The organism is Geomonas azotofigens, from assembly GCF_018919395.1.
Lineage (GTDB): Bacteria > Desulfobacterota > Desulfuromonadia > Geobacterales > Geobacteraceae > Geomonas > Geomonas azotofigens.
This window is the reverse complement of the sequence record NZ_JAHLME010000003.1, coordinates 520,403-546,502: the sequence shown is the minus strand read 5'-3', so window position 1 is coordinate 546,502 and position 26,100 is coordinate 520,403. Positions and strand designations below refer to the sequence as shown.

General features: G+C 61.1%; 21 protein-coding genes. 4 read left to right on the top strand and 17 right to left on the bottom strand.

Translation table 11 applies throughout. From position 1 onward, the window contains the following. Positions 1-6: 6 nt before the first annotated feature. The 6 genes from KOL99_RS12200 to KOL99_RS12175 form a co-directional block, all read right to left on the bottom strand. Positions 7-1,170 carry an SPOR domain-containing protein gene (locus KOL99_RS12200; protein WP_216510736.1) on the bottom strand — a complete coding sequence of 388 codons (1,164 nt, stop codon included), beginning with the start codon at positions 1,168-1,170 and terminating at the stop codon, positions 7-9. A 104-nt stretch (positions 1,171-1,274) separates the two neighbouring features. Then, on the bottom strand, positions 1,275-3,374 hold the full coding sequence (gene fusA / locus KOL99_RS12195; protein ID WP_216510735.1) for an elongation factor G: 2,100 nt from the start codon (positions 3,372-3,374) through the stop codon (positions 1,275-1,277). Positions 3,375-3,704: 330 nt separating this feature from the next. Then, the gene (locus KOL99_RS12190) at positions 3,705-4,472 is read right to left on the bottom strand and encodes a type III pantothenate kinase (RefSeq protein ID WP_216510734.1); all 768 of its coding nucleotides are present in this window, start codon (positions 4,470-4,472) and stop codon (positions 3,705-3,707) included. Positions 4,473-4,637: 165 nt separating this feature from the next. Then, positions 4,638-5,621 carry a biotin--[acetyl-CoA-carboxylase] ligase gene (locus KOL99_RS12185; protein WP_216510733.1) on the bottom strand — a complete coding sequence of 328 codons (984 nt, stop codon included), beginning with the start codon at positions 5,619-5,621 and terminating at the stop codon, positions 4,638-4,640. Next, positions 5,618-6,448: a carboxylating nicotinate-nucleotide diphosphorylase gene (nadC, locus tag KOL99_RS12180; RefSeq protein ID WP_216510732.1), complete on the bottom strand. Its 831-nt coding sequence runs from the start codon at positions 6,446-6,448 to the stop codon at positions 5,618-5,620. The genes KOL99_RS12185 and nadC overlap by 4 nt, the downstream gene beginning before the upstream one ends. A gap of 88 nt (positions 6,449-6,536) precedes the next feature. Then, positions 6,537-7,052, bottom strand: a complete 516-nt coding sequence (locus KOL99_RS12175; protein ID WP_216510731.1) for a DUF4124 domain-containing protein — start codon at positions 7,050-7,052, stop codon at positions 6,537-6,539. 142 nt (positions 7,053-7,194) lie between these two features. On the opposite strand from KOL99_RS12175, the gene KOL99_RS12170 reads away from it, so the two are divergent. Together KOL99_RS12170 and KOL99_RS12165 are read left to right on the top strand one after the other, a co-directional pair. After that, positions 7,195-8,217 carry a cytochrome c3 family protein gene (locus KOL99_RS12170; RefSeq protein WP_216510730.1) on the top strand — a complete coding sequence of 341 codons (1,023 nt, stop codon included), beginning with the start codon at positions 7,195-7,197 and terminating at the stop codon, positions 8,215-8,217. 772 nt (positions 8,218-8,989) lie between these two features. After that, positions 8,990-9,733, top strand: coding sequence for a DUF72 domain-containing protein (locus tag KOL99_RS12165; protein ID WP_216510729.1), 744 nt, complete (start codon positions 8,990-8,992; stop codon positions 9,731-9,733). Positions 9,734-9,735: 2 nt separating this feature from the next. Here KOL99_RS12165 and KOL99_RS12160 read toward each other — a convergent pair whose 3' ends face one another. The 11 genes from KOL99_RS12160 to KOL99_RS12110 form a co-directional block, all read right to left on the bottom strand. Continuing rightward, positions 9,736-10,266, bottom strand: a complete 531-nt coding sequence (locus KOL99_RS12160) for a dioxygenase family protein (RefSeq protein ID WP_216510728.1) — start codon at positions 10,264-10,266, stop codon at positions 9,736-9,738. Between the two features lie 31 nt (positions 10,267-10,297). Beyond that, positions 10,298-10,843 carry a YaeQ family protein gene (locus KOL99_RS12155; protein ID WP_216510727.1) on the bottom strand — a complete coding sequence of 182 codons (546 nt, stop codon included), beginning with the start codon at positions 10,841-10,843 and terminating at the stop codon, positions 10,298-10,300. A gap of 198 nt (positions 10,844-11,041) precedes the next feature. After that, a complete protein-coding gene (locus KOL99_RS12150; RefSeq protein ID WP_216510726.1) occupies positions 11,042-11,713 on the bottom strand; it encodes a YkgJ family cysteine cluster protein in 672 nt (223 codons plus the stop codon). Between the two features lie 208 nt (positions 11,714-11,921). Further along, on the bottom strand, positions 11,922-12,470 hold the full coding sequence (gene pyrE, locus KOL99_RS12145) for an orotate phosphoribosyltransferase (protein ID WP_216510725.1): 549 nt from the start codon (positions 12,468-12,470) through the stop codon (positions 11,922-11,924). Next, positions 12,467-13,894, bottom strand: a complete 1,428-nt coding sequence (gene purF, locus KOL99_RS12140) for an amidophosphoribosyltransferase (RefSeq protein ID WP_216511129.1) — start codon at positions 13,892-13,894, stop codon at positions 12,467-12,469. Before purF ends, pyrE begins: the two co-directional genes overlap by 4 nt. Positions 13,895-14,070: 176 nt before the next feature. Then, positions 14,071-14,895, bottom strand: a complete 825-nt coding sequence (locus KOL99_RS12135) for a phosphoribosylformylglycinamidine synthase subunit PurQ (RefSeq protein ID WP_216510724.1) — start codon at positions 14,893-14,895, stop codon at positions 14,071-14,073. Positions 14,896-14,990: 95 nt separating this feature from the next. Then, the gene (locus KOL99_RS12130) at positions 14,991-17,981 is read right to left on the bottom strand and encodes a phosphoribosylformylglycinamidine synthase subunit PurS (protein WP_216510723.1); all 2,991 of its coding nucleotides are present in this window, start codon (positions 17,979-17,981) and stop codon (positions 14,991-14,993) included. After that, positions 17,965-19,053: a mechanosensitive ion channel family protein gene (locus tag KOL99_RS12125; RefSeq protein ID WP_216511128.1), complete on the bottom strand. Its 1,089-nt coding sequence runs from the start codon at positions 19,051-19,053 to the stop codon at positions 17,965-17,967. Before KOL99_RS12125 ends, KOL99_RS12130 begins: the two co-directional genes overlap by 17 nt. After that, on the bottom strand, positions 19,046-20,341 hold the full coding sequence (gene purB, locus KOL99_RS12120) for an adenylosuccinate lyase (RefSeq protein WP_216498944.1): 1,296 nt from the start codon (positions 20,339-20,341) through the stop codon (positions 19,046-19,048). The genes KOL99_RS12125 and purB overlap by 8 nt, the downstream gene beginning before the upstream one ends. A gap of 151 nt (positions 20,342-20,492) precedes the next feature. Further along, positions 20,493-21,263: an MBL fold metallo-hydrolase gene (locus KOL99_RS12115; RefSeq protein ID WP_216510722.1), complete on the bottom strand. Its 771-nt coding sequence runs from the start codon at positions 21,261-21,263 to the stop codon at positions 20,493-20,495. A gap of 117 nt (positions 21,264-21,380) precedes the next feature. Next, the gene (locus tag KOL99_RS12110; RefSeq protein WP_216510721.1) at positions 21,381-23,447 is read right to left on the bottom strand and encodes an ATP-binding protein; all 2,067 of its coding nucleotides are present in this window, start codon (positions 23,445-23,447) and stop codon (positions 21,381-21,383) included. Positions 23,448-23,726: 279 nt separating this feature from the next. Here KOL99_RS12110 and gap point away from each other — a divergent pair, with 279 nt between their 5' ends. Beyond that, positions 23,727-24,722, top strand: coding sequence for a type I glyceraldehyde-3-phosphate dehydrogenase (gene gap / locus KOL99_RS12105; protein WP_216510720.1), 996 nt, complete (start codon positions 23,727-23,729; stop codon positions 24,720-24,722). Between the two features lie 79 nt (positions 24,723-24,801). After that, complete coding sequence (locus KOL99_RS12100) at positions 24,802-26,001, top strand: phosphoglycerate kinase (RefSeq protein ID WP_216510719.1); 1,200 nt, start codon at positions 24,802-24,804, stop codon at positions 25,999-26,001. Positions 26,002-26,100: the final 99 nt, after the last annotated feature.

Sequence of the window (26,100 nt, the reverse complement as noted above, 5' to 3'; positions counted from 1 at the left end):
TCAGATCTATTTCCCCGCCTTGACGACCTTGGCGGAAAGGCCCGTCTTCTTGAGATTCGCCGCGGCCTTCTCGGCGCTGCTCGGATCGGCGAAGCTGCCGCCCCGCACCTTCACCACGGTCACCGGAATGTTCGCCTTCTTGAGCACCAGCCGGACCCCCTTGTCATAGAGACGGTCCTGCTCCACGGCAGCCTTCCCTTCCCTCATGAAGGAACCGGCGTAGACCGCGTAGCGCCCGCCCTCCTTGAGCATGAAGGCGTTGGGGGCGACCCCTTTCAGGCGCCCAAGCTCTTCGGATGCCTCGTCGCGGCTGGCGAAATCGGCGAGGAACAAGCGGTGCATCGGCTCGCCTTTGTGGGTTTTCGTGGTAACCACCGGTGCGACGCCGGCCTTTTTGAGCTTCGCCGTAACCGAGGGAACTTCGCTCTCGGCGACCTCGCTGTCGAGCTCGAGGGCAAAGGCACCCGGTTTGGCCTTGGCCTTGGCAGCGGCCTTGGCCACCGGCTTGGCCGGTTTGGCTTCTTTGGCCTCCTTGGCGACAGGTTTCGCTTCCTTGCCTGCTGCCGGGGCTTTGGCTTCCTTGGCGGCAGGTTTGGCATCTTTCCCGGCGGGTTTGGCTTCTTTCGCCGCTGCGGGTTTGGCTTCTTTCGCCGCTGCGGGTTTGGCTTCTTTCGCCGCTGCGGGTTTCGCTTCCTTGGCTGCAACTGCGGGAGCCGAGGCAGGCTGGCCCGGTTTCGCCGCGGGCGCCGCAGGTTTGGCCGCGGGCGCCGCAGATTTGGCCGCGGGCGCCGCAGGCTTGGCCGCGGGCGCCGCAGGTTTAGCGGCAGGAGCCCCGGGTTTGGCAGCGGGAGCACCAGTATTGGCCGGCGCTGCGGCAGGGGCAGCCGGCTTGACCTGAGTTTCAGCAGCAGGCTTGCCGGCCGCAGCCTTGGCGGAGGTCGGAGCCTCGGCGGAGGGGGAGCGCGGCGGCAGCGGCTTTTTCACCAAGGCCGGGGCGGGCGCGGGCGGCGGAGGCGCGGCCGCTTCGGGGCGCGGCTTGATCAGCCCGGTGAAAAAATAAAGGTAGGCAAAAAGGGCGATGAGCACCAGCAGAAGCAGAAGAAGCCGTTGTTGCGAACTCTTCTTGTGGTCTACAGTTTCATCTTCATCGGGTGTAAATTGCTTCGCCATCTGGCTCATCCTCCCTCGTCATGTCATTTGAATCAGGCGCGCCCGGCCTCCCCACTTCGCCAGGGCTTCGTGGGGCCTGCCGGGCAGCCTATGTAAAACTTCGGTTAGGCGCTTTTGTGGTTGTTGTTTTTCTGGTCCTGCGCCTCGGCGATGATCTTCTGGGCCAGGTGGCTCGGAACCTCCTCGTAGTGGGAAAATTCCGAGGTGAACATGCCGCGGTCGCTGGTCATCGAGCGCAGGTCGTTGGAGTAGGTCAACACCTCCGACATCGGCACCACGCTCCTGATGATCTGCGAATTCGCCTTGGGCTCGACCCCGACCACCTTGCCGCGCCTGGAGTTGAGATCGCCGATCACGTCGCCCATGTTCTCATCCGGGACCGTGATCTTCATGTTGACGATCGGCTCCAAAAGGACCGGCTTGCACTGTTCCATCGCCTTCTTGAAGGCCATGGAGCCCGCCACCTTGAAGGCCATCTCCGAGGAGTCGACGGTGTGGAAGGAGCCGTCGAAGAGGGCGACCTTGAAGTCGACCACCGGGTTGCCGGCCAGAAAGCCCTCCTTGGCGGCCTCCTGGATCCCCTTGTCGACCGCCGGGATGTACTGGCGCGGGATGACGCCCCCTACGATCTTGTCCTCGAACTTGTACCCCTCGCCGCGCGGCAGCGGGGAGAGCTCGATCCAGCAGTCACCGTACTGGCCGCGCCCGCCGGACTGCTTCTTGTATTTCCCCTGCACCTTGGCCGAGCCGCGGATGGTCTCCAGGTACGGGACCTTCGGGGTCTTCAGGATGACGTCGACGCCGAACTTGCGCTTCAGCTTCTCGACCACCACCTCGAGGTGCACCTGCCCCATGCCGGAGATGATGAACTCTCGGGTCTGCGGGTCGCGGTGGCTCTCGATGGTCGGGTCTTCCTCGATCATGCGCTGCAGGGCGCTGTGGATCTTGTCCTCGTCGTTCTTGGTCTTGGGCTCGATCGCGTAGGAGATCACCGGCTGGAGCGACTGGGCCGGTTCGTAGACGATCGGCTTACCCTCGTCGCAGAGCGTGTCGCCGGTGACGGTCTCCTTCAGCTTGGCGACGGCGACGATGTCGCCGGCCACCGCCTGCTTGATCGGGTGCTGTTTCTTTCCTTCCAGCTCGAAGATCTGGCCGATACGCTCCTGCACCCCCTTGGTCGAGTTGTAGACCAGCGAGTCGGAGTTGAGCACGCCCGAGTACACGCGGAAGATGGTGATCTTGCCGGTGTAAGGGTCCGAGGTGGTCTTGAACACCAGCGCCGAGAACGGCTCGCTCTCGGACGGGGCGCGCTCGATGATCTGTTCGGTCTTGGGATCCATCCCCACCGCCTTGGTGCGATCCAGCGGCGAAGGGAGAAAATCGCAGATGCCGTCCAAAAGCTGCGCGACGCCGATGTTCATGGCGGCCGACCCGCAGAAGACCGCGGTGAAGGTGCTGCGCATGGTGCCGACCCGGATGCCGTCCAGGATCTCCTCTTCGGAGAGTTCGCCGGTGTCGAGGAACTTCTCGGTGAGGGCGTCGTACGCCTCGGCCACCGTCTCGACCATCATCTCCCTGAGGCGCTTCGCCTCGTCAAGGTACTCGGCCGGGATCTCACCCTCGGTGAACTTGCCCGAGAGGTCCTTCTGGTAGCGGTACGCCTTCATGCGCACCAGGTCGATCACCCCTTCGAAGTTCTCCTCGGCGCCCAGCGGCATCTGTACCGCGACGCCGCGCGCGCCCAGCGCCTTCTCCATGTCGTCGATGGCGCGCAGGAAGCTGGCGCGCTCGCGGTCCATCTTGTTGACGAAGGCGATGCGCGGGATCTCGAACTCGTTGGCCCACTGCCAGACCTCCTCGGTCTGGACCTTGACGCCGGAGATGGCGGAGAGGATCACGACGGCACAGTCGAGGGTCCTCATGCAGGCGCGGGTGTCGGCGATGAAGTTGCCGTAGCCCGGGGTGTCGACTATGTGGATGGAGTGCCCTTTCCACTCGCAGTGGTCCAGGGAAGAGGTGATCGAGATGCGGCGCTTGATCTCTTCGGGCTCGAAATCCATGGTGGAGCTGCCGTCGTCGACCCTCCCCAGCCGGTCGATCATGCCCGTATCGAACAGGATCGCCTCAGCCAGCGAGGTCTTGCCGGCACCGCCGTGAGCTACAATACCGAGGTTACGCAGTTTTGCCGTTTCATACCTTCCCATAACGCCCTCCCTTTAGAATGAAGATCATCAATGACCTACGCTTCAACGAGAAACGACTTGAGCAAAGCAGACGAAACAAACAACGAACTACCAACTACCTGGCTGACCCCTCAATGGATTGTCGCGTACCTCCCTCACCCGCCGCTAAGGCGCGTGAACCAACTCTTCATATCAACAAAAAACGTGATGTTCCACAAACTGGTTGCGACCTACCCTCGTGAGCAGGCCTTTTGAGTTTGAGGCGAGGCCCGATGTGCCGCCCGAGCCTCACGTCCTCCCCTTTGCGAAGGGGGGGCAGGGGGGATTAGCAAGCTGGATCCGTCCCGCCCTTTACGGCTTGTTCCTCTTGTAGATGATGCGCAGCCCCTCGAGGGTGAGGAACTCGTCCACCTCCTCGATGGTGCTCGATTCCGGCGCGATCAGCGAGGCGAGGCCACCGGTCGCGATCACCTTGACGTTTTCCTTCCCCTCGGCCTTCATGCGCTGCACGATGCCGTCCACGAGTCCCACGTAGCCGAAGAAGATGCCGGCCTGCATGGAGTTGACCGTGTTCTTGGCGATGATGCTGGGCGGCCGGGCGATGTCCACCCGCGGCAACTTGCTCGCCTTCTGGAACAGCGCCTCCATGGAGATGGCGAGCCCGGGGGCGATGGCGCCGCCGCAGTATTCGCCCTTCTTGTTGACGTAGTCGAAGGTGGTGGCGGTGCCGAAGTCGACGATGATGAGCGGCGAACGGTACTTTTCGAAGCCGGCGATGGCGTTCACGATGCGGTCCGCCCCCACCTCCTTCGGGTTGTCGTAGTGGATCGGCATGCCGGTCTTGATGCCGGGTCCGACCACGTAGGGGGTGATCTTGAAGTACTGGCGCGCCAGTTTTTCCAGCACACCGGTCAGGGTCGGCACCACCGAGGAGACGATGATGTCCTTCACGTCCGAGAACACGATGCCCGACAGGCGGAACAGGTCGTGGAACAGGATGCCGTACTCGTCGATGGTCTTGGACTTGTCGGTGGAAACCCGCCAATCCTGAACCAGTCGTTCCTCATCGTAAATCCCGAGAACGATGTTGCTGTTCCCGACGTCGATCACCAAAAGCAAGCCAAACCTCCTGAAACCAAAACCGTGGTTTTAACGCAAAGCCGCAAAGGCGCAAAGAAAACCAGAAGCTGGAACCGAACTCCAAAAGCATTAAGACCTTAAAAGGGGTAGTGTTTCTTCGCGTCTTTGCGTCTTTGCGTTAAACAATGCCTTTTCCTTTTGATCTTAAACGAGTGCGACGTCGCCGGAGAGCACGGTCTCGACCTTGCCGTCGGACAGTTGCACCAACAGGGCGCCAAAGGAGTCCACCCCCTGCACCATGCCAACGAACTCGCGCTCACCCTGGCTCACCTTGACGTTGCGCCCCTTGATGGCGGAACGCTCCAGCCATTCGGCACGCACCGGCCCCTCCCCCTCGGCCAGGAACACGTCGTAAAGCCGGTCCAACTCGAAGAGGAGCGCCCGGGTGAAGACCAGCCGGTCCACCTCCACGCCCCCCTCCTGCAACAGCGAGGTGGCCGGGTGGCGCAAAAGCGACTCGGATATCGAGGACATGTCCAGGTTGAGGTTCACCCCGATGCCGAGCACCACGAAGTTCACCTTCTCGGTCTCCGCGTTCATCTCGTTCAGAAGCCCCGCGACCTTCTTGCCGTTGATCAGGATGTCGTTGGGCCACTTGATCTGCGGCTTCAGCGTGGTGCATTTTTCGATGGCGCGGGCCACGGCGACCACGGAGAGGAAGGTGAGCTGGCAGGCGGCCATCGGCGCGATGGCGGGACGCAGCACCACCGAGCAGTACAGGTTGACGCCGGGGGGCGACAGCCAGATGCGCCCAAGCCTCCCCTTGCCGGCGGTCTGGGCGTCGGCGATGACCACGGTCCCTTCCGCGGCGCCTTCCTCGGCAAACTTGAAGGCGACCTGGTTGGTGGACTCGGTTTCCTTGAGACAGATGATGCTGGAGCCGACCCTCTTGGTTTCAAGGCCTGCAGAGAGATCCAACTGGGTGAGAACTTTGGGTGAGGAGATCAACCGGTAACCCTTGGAGGGGACGGCTTCGATCAGGTACCCGCTGGCGCGGAGTCCCTTGACGTGCTTCCAAACTGCGGTTCGCGACACCCCCAGGAGGCGGCTCAGCGCGGCGCCGGAGACCACCCCGCCGCCGGAGCGGAACAGCTCGATTATCCTGCCGTCGACCCCGGAGTCTTTCAAACGCCCTCCATCAGCATCGAGATGTCGGTCGCGCGTACCGAGTGGGTGAGCGCTCCGACCGATATGATGTCCACACCGGTCAGGGCTATGGACCTGATCGTTTTCAGGTTCACCCCCCCGGACGCCTCGACCAGCGCCCTCTTATTTATTGTCCGCACCGCCTCGGTCATCTGCTCCAGGGACATGTTGTCCAGCATGATGATATCCGCACCAGCCTCGAGCGCCTGCCGCACCTCGTCCAGCGTCTCGGTCTCCACCTCGATCTTCAGGGTGTGCGGGATGTAGGCACGGGCGGCGCGCACCGCCTCGGCAATGCCGCCTGCGGCCGCGATGTGGTTTTCCTTTATGAGCACACCGTCGTAGAGGCCGGTGCGGTGGTTGGTGCCGCCCCCCACCCTCACCGAGTACTTCTCCAGGACGCGCAGCCCCGGGGTGGTCTTTCTGGTGTCGACGACGCGGGCGCCGGTCCCTTCCAGTTCCTTGACGTAGGCGGCGGTCTGGGTGGCGATACCGCTCATCCTCTGCAACAGGTTCAGAGAAACCCGCTCCCCCTGTAAAAGCGTCGCGGCATTCCCCTCCATCACGGCGATGATGTCACCCTTTGTCAGCCGGGCGCCATCCTCGAAGTGGGCGGTGAAAACGATGTCGGAGTCGAGCCTTGCGAAGACGCGGCGAGCCACGTCGATACCGGAAAGGACCATCTCCTCCTTGGCGACCAGCCTGGCGCGCATGCGGCGCGGCTTGGTAAGCACCGAGAGCGTGGTGATGTCGCCGGTGTGGATGTCCTCGGCGAGGGCGTTGTCAATTATGTTATCGATTTGGTTCATATAATCCGTGTTCTCCCTGAGTTAAGCGGCATTTTTTTATAACACAGCTTAACTGGCCCCGCAACCGCTAATAAAGCTTGCCAGCAAGCTACTGACGCCACTCTACGGGCACCCCCGCCTGGGCGGCGGCGAGGTCGAGCGCGGCGATCCGGTTGAGCATCTCGCTGATCTTGGCATCGGTGGCGGAAACCTGGGCCTCCATCGCGTTGATCGCCTCCCGATCCCGGGCGCGCTGGAAGATGGTGCGCTTTCTCCGCAGCTCGATCAGTTGCTGTTCCAGACCGGCACGCTGGTCCTGCAAAGCCTTCAGCTCGGTGCGCAAGGCCTTGAAGCGGTCCTGCCACCAGCGCTGGTCATGCCCGCCAGGCATCGTCGCGGCAGGAGCCGGACTGGAGACGGACTCCCCCCGGGGAGACACGACGACCGGCGCGGAATCGGTGACGTCCACGCGGTGAGCCTTGTCGCGATACTGTTTCGGGATGTTATTGCGGTTATCGGTGAAGTGGACGACACCCTGGGCGTCGGTCCACTGGTAGAAAGCGGCGCGGGCGAGGGAGGGGACCTGAAGAGAAAGCAGCAAAAGGGAGAGCAAAATCGTTTTCATCATCCCTCCTATTACAGGGCCTAAGCGGCCAAACATAAAAAACAATCAATAGTTTTGAATTGACGATGCGCTTTGCGATGTGTATATTATCCCGGCTATTGCCCTAAAGTGGTAGCAAATAAACAGCCAGAAGGAGTGTACCATGCAGTTTCGCCTCGCCTTGCTTATGGTTCTTATCGTCTGCGCGTCACCGGTTGCGCTTTTTGCCAAGGAGACCAAAGACGTCAAGTTTCCTCTTAAGAACGGGGACGCCGTTGTCTTCAGTCACGATGTGCACCTGCTGAAATATAACAACAATTGCAGGATCTGTCACAACGCTATCTTCGATCTTAAGGCGAAGCGCCACTTCACCATGGCCGAAATGGAAAAGACCAAGTCTTGCGGTGCCTGCCACACCGGCATCAAGGCTTTTAGCGTAGCCGATGAAAAGAGCTGCGTCAAATGTCACAAGGGCAAACCGCGTAACGTAGAGTTCAAGATCAAAGGTCTGGGTCAGACTACGTTCAACCACTCTGTCCACCTGGCCAAAGTCAGTGACGGCTGCAAGGCCTGCCACAACGGCACCGTGATCACCGGCAAAGAAGGCCGTGTCACCATGGCCCAGATGGAGAAAGGCAAGACCTGCGGCGCCTGCCACAACGGCAAGAGGGCCTTCACCGTCGCCGGCAACTGCGGCAAGTGTCACGCCGGCATGAAGCCGCGCGAGATCACCTGGAAAGCCAAAGGGGTGACCGACGCCAAGTTCAGCCACGACTTCCACCTCGAAGCCTTCAGCTGCAAAGACTGCCACACCAAGCTCTTCGCCTTCAAGGCCGGCGCCAAGCACTTCACCATGGCCGAGATGAACAAAGGCAAGTCCTGCGGCGGCTGCCACAACGGCAAAGAGGCCTTCTCCGTAGCCGGCGATTGCAACAAGTGCCACAAGGGCTACAAGCCGGGCAACGTCATCTTCAAGAACGAAGGCGGCGAAGTTAAGTTCAGCCACGACTTCCACCTGGAAGCCTACAAGTGCGCTGACTGCCACAACAAGATCTTCCCGATGCAGGCCGGTGCCAAGCACCACACCATGGGCGACATGGAGAAAGGTATGTCCTGCGGCGCCTGCCACAACGGTAAGGACGCCTTCACCTCCAACGGCGACTGCGACAAGTGCCATAAGATGTAACAGGCAGCACCAGATGAACACCAAAGGCGGGACCGAAAGGTCCCGCCTTTTTTTATGCTCAAACACGATGGTAGTAAATTGCCATATGCCCGTACAAATTTGCAATGTGCGCGTGCAAGCTTGCAACGTGCCCGTGCAAAGTTTCAACCTGCCCGTGCAAAGTTGCACCGTCCCCGTGCAAAGTTGCACCGTCCCCGTTCAAAGTTGCAACGTCCCCGTTCAAAGTTGCAAGGTCCCCGTGCAAAGTTGCAAGGTCCCCGTGCAAAGTTGCAAGGTCCCCGTGCAAAGTTGCAAGGTCCCCGTGCAAAGTTGCAAGGTCCCCGTGCAAAGTTGCAAGGTCCCCGTGCAAAGTTGCAAGGTTCCCGTGCAAAGTTGCAAGGTCCCCGTGCAAAGTTGCAAGGTTCCCGTGCAAAGTTGCAAGGTTCCCGTGCAAAGTTGCAAGGTTCCCGTGCAAAGTTGCAAGGTTCCCGTGCAAAGTTGCAAGGTCCCCGTGCAAAGTTGCAAGGTCCCCGTGCAAAGTTGCAAGGTCCCCGTGCAAAGTTGCAACGTGTCCTTACAAGTTTGCAACGTGTCCGTACTAAATTTAACGAAGGCTGTCTCCCCTCCTCCGGGCCTGTAAAGAATTTTGTAAATGGCCTTGGTTACGATTTTGGCGGCCTCCTCCTCCAGGACTAGCCCGTGCCGTTGCATCGGGTATACTTGGCAAGTTCAAAAACATTAATCATTCATCAGGCCACCTCGCATCCCACAACTCGTGTAGGGGGGGATCATCATGGCAAAGCTCTATCTCGGCTGCAGCGGCTTCAGCTACAACCACTGGCGCGGCAACTTCTATCCGGCGGAACTGAAGACCAAGGAGTGGTTCGAACATTATCGTTCCGTCTTCGATACGGTTGAACTCAACGTAACCTTCTACCGGACCCCGACCGCGGCCACCTTCAAGCATTGGCACGACGAGAGCGAGCCCGGCTTCTCCTTCGCGGTGAAAGGGAGCCGCTACATCACTCACATCAAGAGGCTGCACGATATCGAAACGGCCTTGTCGAGATTCTTCACGCCGACCCGGGAACTGCAGGAGAAACTGCAGGTCGTGCTCTGGCAGTTTCCGCCGCAGTTCAAGGTGGATCTGAAGAGACTGGAGAGCTTTCTGGACCAGGTCGCACCGTACCACGGCAGGCAGACCCTGGAGTTCAGGAATGAAACGTGGCTCACCGACGAGGTGGTAAGCCTGTGCCGCGACCGCAACGTGTCACTGTGCATGGCGGACCACCCGGTATTCATCGACGCGCCGCCGATCACGGCAGACTTCGTCTATATCAGGCGGCATGGCATGGAAGGGAGCTACAACGGGTTCTATACGAAGGAACAACTGGAGAAGGACGTGGCGAGGATCAGGAAGTACTTGAGCCGCGGCCTGGATGTCTATATCTACTTCAACAACGACATGGGGGGCGCCGCCCCTCAAAACGCGAGGGACCTGGCGACCATGCTCCAGGCACCGCACGACAAAGAGTGACTCTACCTGCTCCCCTTGCCGGGCCGGATCAGTTCATCGGCCCGGCCGCCTGATTTCCCCGCCTCCTTCCCTTCCGGCACCAGCACCAGATCGAGTTGAGCCCCCTTGGCAAGGCGTTTGGGATAATGCTGCGTGACCAGCCCCTCGAAATTCTTCACGTCCACCAGAATGTGGATGTGCGGCGGACGGTTGGCATACGGCACGGCCGGAATGGTCTGCAGGCGGTAGTGCCCTTTCCTGTCGGAGTAAACGGTGGCGCGATAGGCATCGTCGTAGCGGCCGTCGGGACCAGCCTGCCAGAATTCGATGCGGGCGTTGGGGATGGGGGAGCAATCGGCGGAAGAACGGACCGTACCGCTCAGGAGGTAACCTTTGCCAATACTGCCGCGCACTGGCGCGTTGGGACGGTAGAAGGGTCCAATCTCGTCCCAAGGTGTCGGCGGACAGGACCCGGCAAAGGCGCAAGTTGAAGCAGAGAGGACGAGGAGGAGCAGCAGGAACAGTGAACCAAGAAGGTGTCTGAAAGTTGCCATGGTGTCTTCCTCTTCTCTCCCCAACAAAGGACTAGCGAGGAGGGCCGCAGATGTGTTCGAGGCTTGCCTCGATGGTCCGACCGTCAAAGGTCAAGTAGACATTCCCTTCAGTGACTGTTATCGACCAGTTGATCACCCGCTCCAGCTTATCACAAAGCTGCCCCAGGAATTTGAAATCAATGCAGATCACGGTCAGGTTCTTGACCTGTGCCAGCTTTTGCTGATGCTGGGTGAGCCAGCGGCTCACGTTGGCGCCGAAGGTGAACAGGAAAGCGCGCTCGACGTGGCGGCAGGACTTGGCCAGCCGTTCCGGATCCGGTTGTCCCACCTCGACCCAAAGTTTGACCCGCCCGTCCGGCCCCTTGCTCCAGATATCAGGCTCGTCGCCGGAACCGACCCCCTTGGTGAATGCCAGTTCCTCATCGTAGCAGAGAGCATAGGCCAAAAGCCTTGTCAGCAGCCTCTCCGCGGTCTCCGAGGGATGCTGGGCGACGGTAGTCTGGAGGTCGGCGTAGATCTGGCGGTCCAGATCAGAGAGTTGCACCGAAGCGCGGTAAATGGTCGAAGGCAGGGCCATCAGTAATTCCTTTTCACATGTTAAATGTCCAGCTGGGCAAATGATTATTTGCCCCTACAGCGGAAATAGACGCGTTACGTCCTGTAGGGGCGAATAATTATTCGCCCCCCTCAATCGCGGTCGCTGCCTCTCTCGGCAGCGGCGTTGGTCCAGGCAGCCGCGCTGGGCAAATGATTATTTGCCCCTACAGCGGGCGGTTTATTCGCCCCCCTCCCCCGCCCAGCATTTCCAGTCGAACCCATCGAAGTCGATTAAAAGCGCCGTAGGGATCAAGGTATCCAGCTCGCTCATCCTGCGTCCAAGGAACCTCTCGGTGAAATCGCGAAAGAGCGCCACCTCCGCGCGAAGGATGGCATCAAAGGGCGCGGTAAGAGCGGGAAGTTGGAGCGGGTCCACGTCAGTGAAGTTCATGGTGCACCACTCGTCGTGCATCACCTCGCCTTCCGTGTCGACCATCGGGATGCCGTGCAGGCGGCAGGTCATGGGGCGGTAGTCGTAGACCAGGCAGCGGCCATCGTCCCCCAGCAGCACGCAGGGGGTCTCATCTTCGTCCGGCATGAGCAGTTCCCAGTCCGCCTCGTCCCGGTAGTTGAGCACGAAAGGGTGGTCGAACTCGGGCCAGTGCTCCCTCATCAGCGCGAGCCGCTCCCGGCACTTCGCCAGCACACGCTCCTTGGCGTCCTGCGGCAGCGCGTCAAACCCGAGCTTCAAGTAGAACGCGTCCAAAAGCGTGATGTCGAAGGTCGACCGGCAGCAACCCGAGCAGCCGCCTTGGCAGGCAATGTGCTCAGGGTAGGCCGCCATGCAGCGGGCGAACCAGTCGTCCACCTGCCCCAGCAACTCGCGATTTCGTTTGAGAATTTCTTCCATAACAACCTAAGGCAAAAGCTGGAACACAGAGGTAACAGAGGACCACGGAGGACACGGAGAAAAAACAGGACGAGGCGGAAAAAAACCTTTCACAAGATTTCCATCTGAGACCTCAGTGCAGCTCCGGGTCCTCTGAGCTCCGGGTTTAAAAAACAAAGGCGGCAATAGAGTTATTGCCGCCTTCGGTAAGCACAGTATCTTTCTGCTGCTAGGCGAGAATCTCGGCCTTGGTGAAGATGGACTTCAGCCAGTACCCTTCGGCCTCGATGTTCTCGCGGCCGCCTTCCTCACGATCAACCAAGGTGACCACACCCAGAACCACCAGCCCTTCCTCTTCGGCGCGCTTGATCGCCTTCAGGGAGGAACCGCCGCTGGTCACGACGTCCTCGACGATGACCACCTTGGCGCCGGGCTTCAGGTTCTTGCGCCCTTCCAGCCACGCGCCGGTGCCGTGCCCCTTGGGCTCCTTGCGGATGATAAAGCCCGGGACGGGTTTCCCTTCCAGGAAGCTGACCACAGAGGTCGCGGTGGCGATAGGGTCGGCACCCAAGGTGAGCCCGCCTACCCCTTCCACACCTTCCACGTCTTTGATGGCCTCGAAGAAAAGCTTGCCGGTCAGATAACCGCCCTCGGGGTGCAGCGTGGTCTGCTTCCCGTCAAAGTAAAAATCGCTCTGACGACCGGAAGCCAAGGTCACGTTCCTCTTCTCGTAGGACAGCTCAATGATGATCTTCTTCAGTCTTTCCTTTTCGGTCATTGCTCGGCAGTCTCCTTTTCGAATAGTCCCATCTGCGGCTCTTGCTGGTCCATCAGACGCGGGAATTTAACCGGGTATCCCCCGGTAAAGCATGCGGTGCAGAAACCGGCGTTCTCGGCGCCGACGGTAGACATGAGACCTTCTTCGGAAAGGTAGCCGAGCGAGTCGGCGGTGATGTAGCGGCGGATCTCGTCGATGGAGTGCGACGAGGAGATCAGCTCCTTGCGGTTCGGGGTATCGATGCCGTAGTAGCAGGGATAGCTGGTCGGCGGCGAGGAGATGCGGACGTGCACCTCGGCGGCGCCGGCATTCCTGATCATCTTGACGATCTTCCTGGAAGTGGTGCCGCGCACGATGGAGTCGTCGATGACCACCACGCGCTTGCCCTTCAGCACCTCGCGCACCGGGTTCAGCTTGATCTTGACGCCGAAGTGGCGGATCGCCTGCTGCGGCTCGATGAAGGTGCGGCCGACGTAGTGGTTGCGGATCAGGCCGAGCTCGAACGGGATGCCAGACTCCTCGGCATAGCCCAGAGCGGCGGGGACGCCGGAGTCAGGGATCGGGATGACGATGTCGGCGTCGACCTTGTGCTCGCGGGCCAGCTGGCGCCCCTGCTCCTTGCGCACCTGGTACACGTTTTTGCCGAAGATGTGGGAGTCGGGACGCGCGAAGTAGACGAACTCGAAGATGCACGGGGTGGGCTGCACCTTCTTGAGCGGGAAGAAGGAGGTCAGGCCGTTCTTGTCGATGACGATCACCTCGCCCGGCTCGATCTCGCGGATGAACTCGGCATCGATGAGGTCGAGGGCGCAGCTCTCGGAGGCGATCACGTAGGCGCTTCCCTGGCGACCCAGGCAAAGCGGGCGGAAGCCGTTGGGGTCGCGCACCGCCACCATGCGGCTCTCGGTCAGGAACAGGAGGCAGTAAGCGCCCTGGATGCGGGTCAAGGCGTCGGTGATGCGGTCCAGAAGCGAGTTCTGTTTGGAAGTGGCGAGCAGGTGGACGATGATCTCGGTGTCCATGGTGGTCTGGAAGATGGAACCGTAGGCCTCCAGCTCGTCCTTGATGATCTGGGCGTTGACGATGTTGCCGTTGTGGGCTATCGCGATGGAGCCGCGGGAGTAGTCCACATTGATGGGTTGGACGTTCTTGATCACCGACGAACCGGTGGTCGAGTAACGCACGTGGCCGATGGCGGAACGGCCGGGCAGAGTCTTGAAGATTTCAGGGTTGCCGAAAACGTCGGCTACCAGCCCCATGCTTTTATGCGCGTGCAGACTGCTTCCGTCCGAGGAGACGATGCCGCAACTTTCCTGTCCCCTGTGCTGCAAGGCGTAGAGCCCAAGGTAAGTGAGGTTCGACGCCTCCGGGTGGTTGAATACACCGAAAATGCCGCACTCTTCTTCGGGCCTGCGCATCATCATTTCTTCCACGACTGCTCCTTATAAAAGAACTGCTTACCTGTCGATCCTTGTTGTATTCCCCGAAGGGCTGTTCACCATTCCCTCCCCCCGGAGGGGGGAGGTCAGGAGGGGGGAAGCTGCCGGTACAAGCCGCTTCGCTCCCCCTCCCTGACCCTCCCCCTCCGGGGGCGGGAATGTTAGAAGTTCTTTTTCACGTACTTGGCCGCGTTCTTGAAGAAGATCAGGCCTTCGCCCTCTTCCGGCAGTTCCTCGCGGGTCCAGCGCGGGTGCTGGGTGCGGTGCACGAACGCCTCGGGGTGCGGCATGAGCCCCATGATACGGCCGGTCTCGTCGCAGATGCCGGCGATAGCGTTCACCGACCCGTTCGGGTTCTCGGGGAAATCCATGGTCGGCGCAGTGTAGTTCTTGTCGGAGTATTTAAGACAGGAGAGATGCTTCGCCTCGATGGTCTCCAGGGTCTTGGCATCGTCCACCAGGAACTTACCCTCACCGTGACGCACCGGGAGGTAGACGCCCCCCTCGATGCCGCGGGTGTACAGGGACGGCGAATCGGCATCGACCTTCAAGTAGCACCAGCGGTCCTGGAAACGGCCGCCTTCATTGTAGGTCAGGGTCGCAGTCTGGTTCAGGTAGTTACCGGAGAGTGCCGGGAGCATCCCCATCTTCACCAGGAGCTGAAAACCGTTGCAGACACCGAGGATCAGCTTGCCGTCCGCGATGAAGCGGGTGATCTGGTCCACCAGACGCTCTTCTTTTCCTTCCACGGCCGCGTAGCGCAGGCGGTTGGCCTGGGCCTTGGCGCTCCCCAGGTCGTCGCCGTCCAGGAAGCCGCCGGTCAGGTTCAGGAAGTGGTAATCGTCCAGGCTCACCTCGCCGGTGAGAAGCTCAGCTATATGGGCGATGCGCGCCTCGTCGAAGCCGCCCAGCTTGCAGGCGTGGGCCGCCTCGGTTTCGCAGTTGGTGCCGTTGCCTGTTATGACAAGCGCTTTAGCCTTGGTCATCAATAAGTCCTCTATCGGATGGTTGGTAGCGGGGCACAACGGTCCTCATTATTGCACAACCCGCTTTTTTTCTGCATATAAAAGATTCGCGATATCTACAGGTCCTTCAGCGGTTCCTGCCAAGCGGCCTTCAGTTCGGCGTTGGCGGCGTTCACCACCACGTTGCCGGCGATCCCCTTCACCTTCAGGGTCGGATCCGCAGTGACGGCGCCGATCTTGGCGAACGCGGTACCGGCCATCGCCTTCTCGAACTCGGCGGCCTTCTCGGCGCGCACCGTCGCCAGCAAACGGGAAGCGGACTCGGAGAAGAGGAGCACGATGTCGCTCTTGTCCCCCGCGTCACCCTTGAACGGCACCTTGGCCAGATCGAGTTCCATGCCGAAGCCGCCGGCAAAGGCGGACTCGGCCGCGGCAACCGCGAGGCCGCCGTCGGAGAGGTCGTGGCAGGAAGCAACCAACCCTGCTTTGAGCGCGGCGCCGTAGGCGCGGTAGGTGGCGAGCGCCGCCTGTGCGTCTACTTTGGGCACGTTGTTGCCGATGAAGCCCTTCTGCGCCAGGTACTCGGAGGCGCCCAGCTCATTGGCGGTGGCGCCCAGGAGATAGACCTGGTCGCCGGCGCGCTTCACGTCCATGGTGACGGCAAGGCGCGCGTCCTCCATCTTGCCGATGACCGAGAAGAGCAGGGTCGGCGGGATGGAGATCTTGGTGGTGCCGTCGTAGAAGTCGTTCTTCATCGAGTCCTTGCCGGAGATGAGCGGCATGGAGAAGACGGTGCAGTAGTCGTAGAGCGCCTTGTTGGCGCGCACGAGCTGGGCCATCTTGTACGGGCCGTCCGGGGTCCGCTCGGAGAGGACCGGGTCGCACCAGCAGAAGTTGTCAAGGCCGGCGACCAAGTCAAGCGAGCCGCCCACCGCGACGTAGTTCCTAAGACCTTCGTCGATGGCGTTGGCCGCCATGTCGTAGGCGTCGATGTCGCTGTAGCGCGGGCAGATGCCGTGGCCGACTACGACACCTTCGAAAGAATCGAGGATCGGGCGTACCACCGCCGCATCGGACGGGCCGTCGTTGTCCACGCCGGTGAACGGTTTCACCACGGAGCCGCCCTGGACCTCGTGGTCGTAGCGACGCACCACGCTCTCCTTGGAGCAGATGTTAAGGGAGGAGAGGAGCGCCTTGACGTCGGTGGTGTAATCGGCGGCCGGAGCGAGCTTCGGCTCCTCGTGCACCGGCTTCTCCCAGCGAGCCGGAATCTGCATCGGCGGCAGGCCCGCGTGCATGAAGGAAAGCGGCAGGTAGGCCACGGTCTTGTCGCCGTAGAGCATGTGGAAGATGCCGGAATCGGTGAAGGTGCCGAGCACGGTCGCCTCGACGCCGTAGCGCTTGGCCATCTCCATGAACTCGTCGATCTTCTCGGGCGGCACGGCGAGGCTCATCCTTTCCTGCGCCTCGGAGATCAGGATCTCCCAGGGAGCGAGACCCGGGTACTTGAGCGGCGCCTTGGAGAGGTCGAGCTGGCAGCCGCCGCACTCCTCGGACATCTCGCCGATGGAGGAGGAAAGCCCCCCTGCCCCGTTGTCGGTGATGAAGCGGTACAGCGCCTTGTCGCGGGCGCGGATCAGGAAGTCGAACATCCGCTTCTGGGTGATCGGGTCGCCGATCTGCACCGCGGACACCGGCGAGTTCTCGTTCAGCTCCTCCGAGGAGAAGGTGGCGCCGTGAATGCCGTCCTTGCCGATGCGGCCGCCGGTCATCACGATCAGGTCGCCCGGGATGATCTTCTTCTGGTGCGACGGCTCACCCTTGATGGTGGCAGGCATGAGCCCAGCGGTGCCGCAGAATACCAGCGGCTTACCGGCAAAACGCTCGTCGAACACCAGCGAACCGTTAACGGTCGGGATGCCGCTCTTGTTGCCGCCGTGCTCCACGCCCTCGACCACACCCTCGTAAATGCGGCGCGGGTGCAGCAGGCGCTTGGGGAGCTCCTTCTCGTAGAAGGGATCGGCGAAGCAGAAGACGTCGGTGTTGAAGATGAGCTTCGCGCCCTTCCCCGTACCGAACGGGTCGCGGTTCACGCCGACGATGCCGGTGAGCGCCCCGCCGTAGGGATCCAGCGCGGACGGGGAGTTATGGGTCTCCACCTTGAACACCAGGGACCAGTCGTCGTTGAACTTGATGACGCCCGCGTTGTCCTTGAACACGGAGAGGCAGTAGTCCTTGTCCCCCTGCGCCGCACGCACGTCGGCGGTGGTCTTCTGGATGTAGCTCTTGAACAGCGAGTTGATCTTCTCGGTCTTGCCGGTGCCGTCGTCGTAGGTGACGTCGGCGGAGAAGATCTTGTGCTTGCAGTGCTCGGACCAGGTCTGGGCCAGGGCCTCCAGCTCGACGTCGGTGGGAGCCGCGCCAAGGCCTAAGCTTTTGCGCTTCTCGACCACAAGCGGGTCGCGGTAGTGCGCCTGGATGATCTTCATCTCGTCAAGGGTGAGCGCCAGCACGCCGTCGCGGCTGATGCGCATCAGTTCCTCGTCGGAGACCTCGAGGTTGATGGTGTTCACCTCGGCCTTCGCCTCGACCTGCACCTTGGGAACGAAGGGAGCGACGCCCCCCTGGGCCTTGAAGGTGGCCGCGTCCAGGATCTGGTAGCGCTGGATCAGCGTGTTGCACAGAAGGCCGGTGGCGATCTTCTCGGCGTCGGCCTGGGAGAGCTTCCCGGAGATCAGGTACTGCACGGAGGTGTACACTCCCTCCCCTACCGCCAGCGGGCGGCCCAGCAGGTAACCGATCGCCTCGCCGGCGGTGCGGCCGACGTTGTCGGTGACGCCGGGACGGAAGCCGACCTCGACCAGGTAATCGAAACCTGCCGCTGCGGGCTTGTCGATCGAGTAGTTCTGGATGACCGGGTCGCTGAAGGGACCGGCGGCAACCTGGGTCAACTCGTCGGCGGAGAGTGCCGCGTCGACCGTGTAGACGTCGATGGTGCGCACGTCGGCCACTTCGAGGTGGAGGAAGTGCTCGATCTCGCGCTTGATGCGCTCACCGCGCGGGTCGCGAACCTCGTCCTTAAGGGTGATCTCAATCCTGTGGGGCATTGTTGGTGTCCTTTTCATGGATAACCGTACGCGTCGGGTACGGGATGGTGATGCCGTTGTCCTGGAAGCACTGCAGCAGGGCGCTGTTGATCTGGTCGGTGGCCGACACGGTGTGGGTGTAGTCGGCGACCCAGAAGAAGAGCGAGAGGTTCAGCGCACTGTCGCCGAAGTTCATGAAGAAGGCCTCGGGCTTGGGCTCGTTGAGCACGTCAGGCACCGAGAGCGCGGTCTGCACCATCAGTTCCTTGGCGCGCGCCACGTCGCTTTCATAGCCGATGCCGATGTTTACCCGCCCCTTCACCCTGACGTCCGGGAAGGCCATGTTGACCAGGGTCGAGTTGCACAGCTCCGAGTTCGGGATGATCAGGAAGGTGCTGTCCGCCCCCTTGATCTTGGTGCTCCGAAGACCAATGTCGATGACGTCCCCGACCTGGGTCCCGAGCTGGATCCGGTCGCCGATGCGGAAGGGACGGTCGATCATGAGCGTGAAGCCGGACACCATGTTGGCCAGGGTGTCCTTGGCGGCGAGGCCGATGGCCAAAGAGCCGACGCCCAGGGCGGTGACCAGCGACAGGATATCGTAGTTGAAGTGCTTGAGCGTGATGATGAGCGCCGTGACCACCAGGAAGATGGTGCAGAGCTTCTCCACCAGCGGCATGATCTGGCGGCTCACGTCGGCCCCGGCCACGCGCGCCCCGTACGCCTTCAGGAGCTCGTCCAGCACCCGGTAGGCGATCACGGTGAGGATGGTGATGTTCACCACGAACAACAGCCCGGCGGCGGCGACGCCCACCTTGTCGTGCAAGGGCAGGCGCTTGATGGCCAGGTACAGGCCCGCGCAGTTGACGAGGAGCATGGCGGGTCCGGAGACCCGCTCAAGAATCCTGTCGTCGAGTTCCGTCTCCGTGGCGGCGCACAGGCGGGTCCCGATCTTGGCGATCAGCACCTGCAGGAGCCTCGAGAGGAGGTAGAAGACGACGATGATGGCGACGGAAATCAGCGCCTGTTTGCCCCAGAAGAGATAGAAGGGATCCATCTCGTCCGGTTTCAGGTAGTAGAGGAGGCTATCCACCAAAGACCCTCGTGAAAATGGTGTCGACGTGCTTCATGTGGTAACCGAGGTCGAAGGCTTCCTTGATCTCCTCGGCGGGGAGAAACGAGGTCACTTCCTCGTCGTTTAAGAGCTCGGTCTGGAAGTCCTTCCCCTCTTCCCACACCTTCATGGCGTTTCTCTGCACCAGGGCGTAGGCCTTCTCGCGGGAAGCACCCGCCTCGGCGAGTTTTAAAAGCACGCGCTGGGAGAAGATCAGGCCGCGCATCTGGTTCAGGTTGCGCATCATGTTTTCCGGGTAGACCACCAGGTTCTCGATGAGGCCAATGGCGCGGTTCAGCATGAAATCCAGGGTGACGGTCGCGTCCGGCCCGATGATGCGCTCGACGGAAGAGTGGGAGATGTCGCGCTCGTGCCACAGCGGCACGTTCTCGATGGCGGAAAGGGCGTAGCCGCGGATCAGGCGGGCCAGGCCGGTCAGGTTCTCGGACAGGACCGGGTTCCTCTTGTGCGGCATGGCGGAAGAGCCCTTCTGCCCCTTGCTGAAGAATTCCTCGGCCTCGAGCACCTCGGTCCTCTGCAGGTGCCTGATCTCGACGGCGAACTTCTCGATCGAGGAAGCGATGATGGCGAGGGTGGTGAAGTATTCGGCATGACGGTCGCGCTGCAGCACCTGGGTGGAGCAGGGAGCCGGCTTCAAGCCCGCCTTCTTGCAGACGTACTCCTCGACCTGCGGGTCGATGTTGGCGAAGGTGCCGACGGCGCCGGAGATCTTGCCGTAGGAGATGGTCTCCAGCGCCGACTCCATGCGCTTCAGGTTCCTGGCCATCTCGTCGTACCAGAGCGCCATCTTCAGGCCAAAGGTGACCGGCTCGGCGTGGATGCCGTGCGAGCGACCCATCTGCGGGGTCATCTTGTGCTCGTACGCGCGGGTCTTGATCACGGCCATGAGGCGCTTGATGTCGGAGATGATCAGCTCGCCGGCTTCCTTCAAGAGCATGGCGAAGGAGGTGTCAAGGATGTCGGAGGAAGTGAGGCCCAGGTGAACAAAGCGGGAGTCGTCGCCGATGTAGTCGGCAACGGAGGTGAGGAAGGCGATGACGTCGTGCTTTACGGTGCGCTCGATCTCGTCGATGCGCGCCACGTCGAAGCTCGCCTTGGCCCTGATGCGGGAGACCGCCTCTTTCGGGATGCGCCCCATCTCGGCGTGCGCCTCGCAGGCGTAGATCTCTATCTCGAGCCACTTGGCATAGCGGTTTTCGGGTTCCCAGATGCGGGTCATTTCAGGACGGCTGTAACGTTCGATCACGAATTCTTCCCCCTTGCTGAATTGTCAGATTTTTTTATGGCAAAAACAGGTGCATCCCCCAATCGAGGGGACTGGCTCCGCTAGGTGCCTGTCCCCTTTACCAAGGGAGGCTCCGAAAAGTAGCCTGTCCCCTTAACGGGGGGTGCGAGAATCACGCAGAGAATACGCCGCTCACCTGGTGCTGGCACCCCAGGAAGAGGTCCGGTCCGCACAGGTTCTGGCGGCTCAAAAGCCCGCGCGCGGCGTCGAGCGCCAGCGCCGGGTCGTTGTTCACCTCGGAGAGATGGGAGAGAAAGACACCCTGCAGGTCGCCGTGCAGAAGTTCCTCCAAAAGGTTCGCCCCCTCGGCGTTGGAGAGGTGCCCGTGGCGGGAGCGAATGCGCTGCTTGAGGTGCCAGGGGTACGGCCCGTCCTGAAGCATCCGCTCGTCGTGGTTGAATTCCAGCACCAGCGCGCGGCACCCCTTGAGCTTCTCCTGGGTGAGCCGGGTGGCGATGCCGAGGTCGGTGGCGAAGCCGATGCACCCCTCGCCGCTTTCGATCCGGAAGCCGACCGGGTCGCAGGCATCATGGGTGACCGGGAAAGGATCGATGGAGACTCCCTTGAAGACGAACGGGGCGCCCGCCTCGAACTCGATGAACTCCGCCTTGCCGATCACGTGGTGCGCCGCCTGCAGCATCCGGCTCGAGCCGAGCACCGGGATCTTGAGGCGCCTGGCAAGCGTTCCGACGCCGCGGATGTGGTCGGTGTGCTCGTGGGTGACCAGGATGCCGTCCAGCGTGGCGGCGTCGACCCCGATGGAGGCGAGCCGGGTGGTGGTCTCCCGACCGGAGAGGCCGGCATCGATCAGCAAACGGCAGGAATCGGTTTCCAGAAACAGGGAATTCCCCTTGCTGCCACTTGCCAAGAGGCTGAGCCTCATGCATCCCTCCAAACTAGCGCGAATCACCCCAGCGACGGGGACTCATGAACGGCAGAAAAACCTTATTTTTATACAGGAATTGGTTGGCAGATTCAAGATGAAGTTGCTGAGATTTGATTAACGCAAAAGCCTGCTGTAGTCGGTGCTCCCCTCGTTCAGCCCGGGGGTCACGGGGAGCAGGATGTGGAAGGTGGAGCCGGGGAAACGCTCCGGGTTGTAGCCGGTGGACTCGACCCAGATCTCGCCGCCGTGCATGTCGACGATCCCCTTGGCGATGGAGAGGCCGAGCCCCGCCCCCTTGGCCTTGAAGGCCACCTTGCCGCTGGAATGCTCCTGGATGTTCCCCACCTCGTAAAACTTGTCGAAGACGCGCAACTGGTCCTCGCGATCGATGCCGATGCCGGTGTCGGTCACGGTGATCTCCAGGAACAGGTGGTGTTCGCGCCCTTCCCCGCTGCCTGAGGGGCCGCGCAGCAGGTACTTCGCGGAACTGGAGACCGTGATGCGGCCGCCGTCCGGGGTGAACTTGATGGCATTGCCGAGAATGTTGGAGAGAAGCTGCATGAGGCGCAGCGCGTCGCCGCGTATGGAAGGAAGCGACTCGTCCAGGTTGAGCACCACCTCCTGTTTTCTCATGGAGAAGAAGAAGCGCAGCTCGTTCACCGAGGCCTCGATCAGGCGGTTCAGCTGGATGTCCTCGACCTTCAGCTGCAGCCGCTTCTCGTCGATCATGGAGACGTCGACCATGTCCTTGATGATGTTGTCCAGGCGGGACGCCGCGTTGGCGATGTTGACCACCATCTCGAGGACGGTCTTGTCCACCTTGTCGGCCAGGTCGGTCGTGATCAGCTCGGAGTACCCCATGATGACGGTGAGCGGGGTCTTCAGCTCATGCGAGGCGAGCCCGAGGAAGGAGTCCTTCATCCGGTTCAGGCGCGCGAGGTCGGCGGAGCTCTTCTCCAGGTTGAGGATGATCTCGCGCTCGCGGGTCACGTCGCGGAAGATCGCCTGCACCAGCGTCTCCGATCCGCTTTTGATGCTTGAGGCGTGCAGCATGGCGACCATGGCGCCCCCTTCCTTCCTGGAAAGCTGCATCTCCTCGGCTATGTGGGCCCCTTCGGCCGCCTCCCGGAAGATCCGGTGCACCTTGGGGATGTTGCCGATGTTCAAAAGCAGGAGCATCTTGGTGAGCGGCAGCCCCACCAGTTCCTTGGCCTCGTAGCCGAAAAACTCCTCGGCCATCTTGTTGACCATGCGGATGGACTCGTCGGCGCCGATCACCACGATGGCGTCGCTCGCGTCCTCCATCAGGGACTTGTACAGCTCCTCGGAGCGCTCGAGATCGGTGGAGAGCTTCTCCAGCTTGCGGTAGGAGGCCTGCAGCTCGTCGAAGGTGCGCTCCATGTCCTGGTAGTTCTTCTTGATCTCGGCGTCCCTGTTCTTGAGGAACTGGGACATGATGTTGACGTTGCGGGCCAGCTCGTTGAACTCGTAGACCTGCACCTCGCCGATGTGGGTGTCGAAGGCCCCCTCGGAGATCTGCTTCACCCCCTTGAGCAGCAACGAGATGGGCTGCATCACGTAGCGCTTCATGAACAGCATGATGAGGGTGAAGGAGGTCACCAGGGAGATCGCCAGCAGGAAAAGGGTTTTCAGCACCATACCCTTCATCTTGTCAAAGACGACCTGCTCGCTGAAGCCGACGTGCGCCTGGGCGACCGGCTTGCCGTAGGGGCTCAGCACCATGACGGCGTTGTCGTAATAGGTGTTGGTGGAACCGTTCACCTTCATGGTGATGCGACGCTTGTAGACCGGTTCCTCGCCGACCCGCGCCTCCTCCTTCTGGGATTCCTGGATGGGGAGGGTCATGAAACGGGGATCGCTGGCGAAGAGCACCTTGCCGGTGAGCTCGGTCACCACGCAGTAGGCGATGTCCGGGTTCCCCTCGATGATCTCGCGGCACTTCTCGGACACGCCGGTCATGTCTTTCAATTCCAGACCGAGGTTGATGACCTTCTCGATGTTGGATTTGAGGGCGACGGCAAGTCCCTTGGAACGCAGGTTGAGCGCGTTCACCTGGTCCTTGCGCAACGCCATTATGTCCATACCGGAACCAATGAAGATGGTGAGGAAGAGGATCAGGAAGGAGAACAATAAGATGCGTTTTTCCAGTGTCATTTTCATCTATATCTATTTCCAGCAACGGCGTGGAGGAAAGGAATGCGCATCATGGGCCACGCCAGCATAATTTATACATCAACTGAAAGTCAATTATTATGTGGATTTTTTCACTGACAAAGCTTCCTGTCTCAAGCACGCGAACCAGCGTCGAAACAGTCGCTGCACACGCCCATTGTCGCTATCGACCATACCGGGAAAAGCTTGAATAAAATCTTGACGGGCACCGGTTCGGCTGTTAGTATCCTCAATTGTGAAGGAATACTTAATTAACAGGAGGGGGACATGGCTTTAAGAGTAGCTGTTAATGGATTCGGCCGTATAGGACGTTGTGTACTCAGAGCTGCTGCACAGTCGCAAGATTTCGAATTTGTTGCAATCAATGACCTCACCGATGCTAAAACGCTGGCGCACCTGTTAAAGTATGATTCGGTTCATGGGAAATTCCCCGGTGAAGTTTCCGTAGACGGCGACCAGCTCATCGTCAACGGCAAGGCCATCAAGGTTCTGGCGGTGAGAAACCCGTCGGAGCTCCCCTGGAAAGACCTGAAGGTCGACATCGTGCTCGAGTCGACCGGCCTGTTCACCGCGCGCGATAAGGCCGCCCAGCACTTGACCGCCGGGGCCAAGAAGGTCATCATCTCCGCACCCGCCACCGACCCCGACCTCACCGTGGTCCTCGGCGTCAACGACAAGGAGTACGACAAGAGCAAGCACCACATCGTGTCCAACGCCTCCTGCACCACCAACTGCCTGGCGCCGGTCGCCAAGGTCCTGCAGGACAGCTTCGGCATCGAGAAAGGCCTCGTCACCACCGTCCACTCCTACACCAACGATCAAAACATCCTGGACCTGCCGCACAAGGACCTGCGCCGCGCCCGTGCCGCCGCCCTCTCCATGATCCCGACCACCACCGGTGCCGCCAAGGCGGTATCCCTGGTGCTGCCGGCCCTCAAGGGGAAACTGGACGGCATGGCCATCCGCGTGCCGACGCCGAACGTCTCCGTGGTCGACCTGGTGGCGACCCTCTCCAAGCAGACCGACGCCCAGCAGGTCAACGCAGCCCTCAAGGCCGCGGCCGACGGGCCGCTCAAGGGGATACTCGGTTTCTGCGAGGAGCCGCTGGTCTCCTGCGACTTCAACGGCAACACCCTCTCCTCGATCGTCGACGCGTCCTGCACCAAGGTCATCGACGGCAACATGGTGAAGGTCATCTCCTGGTACGACAACGAGATGGGCTTTTCGAGCAGGGTGGTCGGCTTGATGAAAATCCTGTTGTAAGAAGGAACGAAATTGAATACATATTGCGGGGGGGGAGCCATCTCCCCCCTCGTTTATTTTTTTGCGCCTAGGAGGAGTCATGTCAATTCGTTACATCGATGAGATCGAAAACCTTGCCGGGAAGAAGCTGTTCATGCGCGTCGACTTCAACGTGCCTTTGGACGACAACCAGAACATCACCGAGGACACCCGGATCCGCGCCGTGCTGCCGACGCTGAACTACGCGCTCGACCAGAAGGCGAAGATCGTGCTCGCCTCGCACCTCGGCCGCCCCAAGGGCGAGCGCAAGGAGAAGTACTCGATGGCGCCCGCCGCCAAGCGCCTCTCCAGGCTCCTGGGCAAGGAGGTGAAGCTCGCCTCCGATTGCATCGGTGACGACGTGCGCGCCATGATCGACGCCATGCAGCCGGGCGACGTGGTCATGCTGGAGAACGTCCGCTTCTACGCCGGCGAGGAGAAAAACGACGTCGACTTCGCCAAGGCGCTGGCCAACGACTGCGAGGTGTACGTGAACGACGCCTTCGCCGTTTCCCACCGCGCCCACGCCTCCGTCGAGGCGATCACCGACTTCTTCCCGGTGGTGGCCGCCGGCTTTTTGATGAAGAACGAGATGAACTACTTCGAGAAGGCGATGAAGAACCCGATCCGCCCGCTGGTTTCCATCCTGGGCGGCGCCAAGGTCTCCGGCAAGATCGAGGTGCTCGAGAACCTGTGCGACAAGGTGGACAAGATCATCATCGGCGGCGGCATGGCCTTCACCTTCCTGAAGGGGATGGGCTACAACGTCGGCAAGTCCCTGGTCGAGGACAACCTGATCGAGACCGCCATGAAGACCTACGAGAAAGCTCGCGCCATGGGGGTCAAGTTCTACCTGCCGGTCGACTGCGTGGTCGCCGACCAGTTCAACCCCGCCGCCGAGACCAAGGTCTGCCCGATTCAGGAGATCCCGGAAGGGTGGATGGCCCTCGACATCGGCCCCGCCACCGTGGCCCTCTTCACCGAGGCGCTGCAGAACGCGAAGACCATCGTCTGGAACGGCCCGATGGGCGTCTTCGAGATGGACGCCTTCTCCCGCGGCACCTTCGCCATGGTCTCCGCCGTGGCCAACTCCTACGCGCTCACCATCGTCGGCGGGGGCGACACCGACGTCGCGGTGCACCGTGCCGGCGAGTACGCGAAGATCAGCTACATCTCCACCGGCGGCGGCGCCTTCTTGGAACTGCTGGAAGGTAAGAAACTGCCGGGCATCAAGGTGCTGGAAGACAAGGGGCACAAGTAAGAAGCAGGTTGAGGTTAAGGTTGAGGTTAAGAAAACCTCCCCGGTTTTTTGCCACTCCTTGACCTTGACCTCAACGTTGGAAAGCAGGTTGAGGTTGAG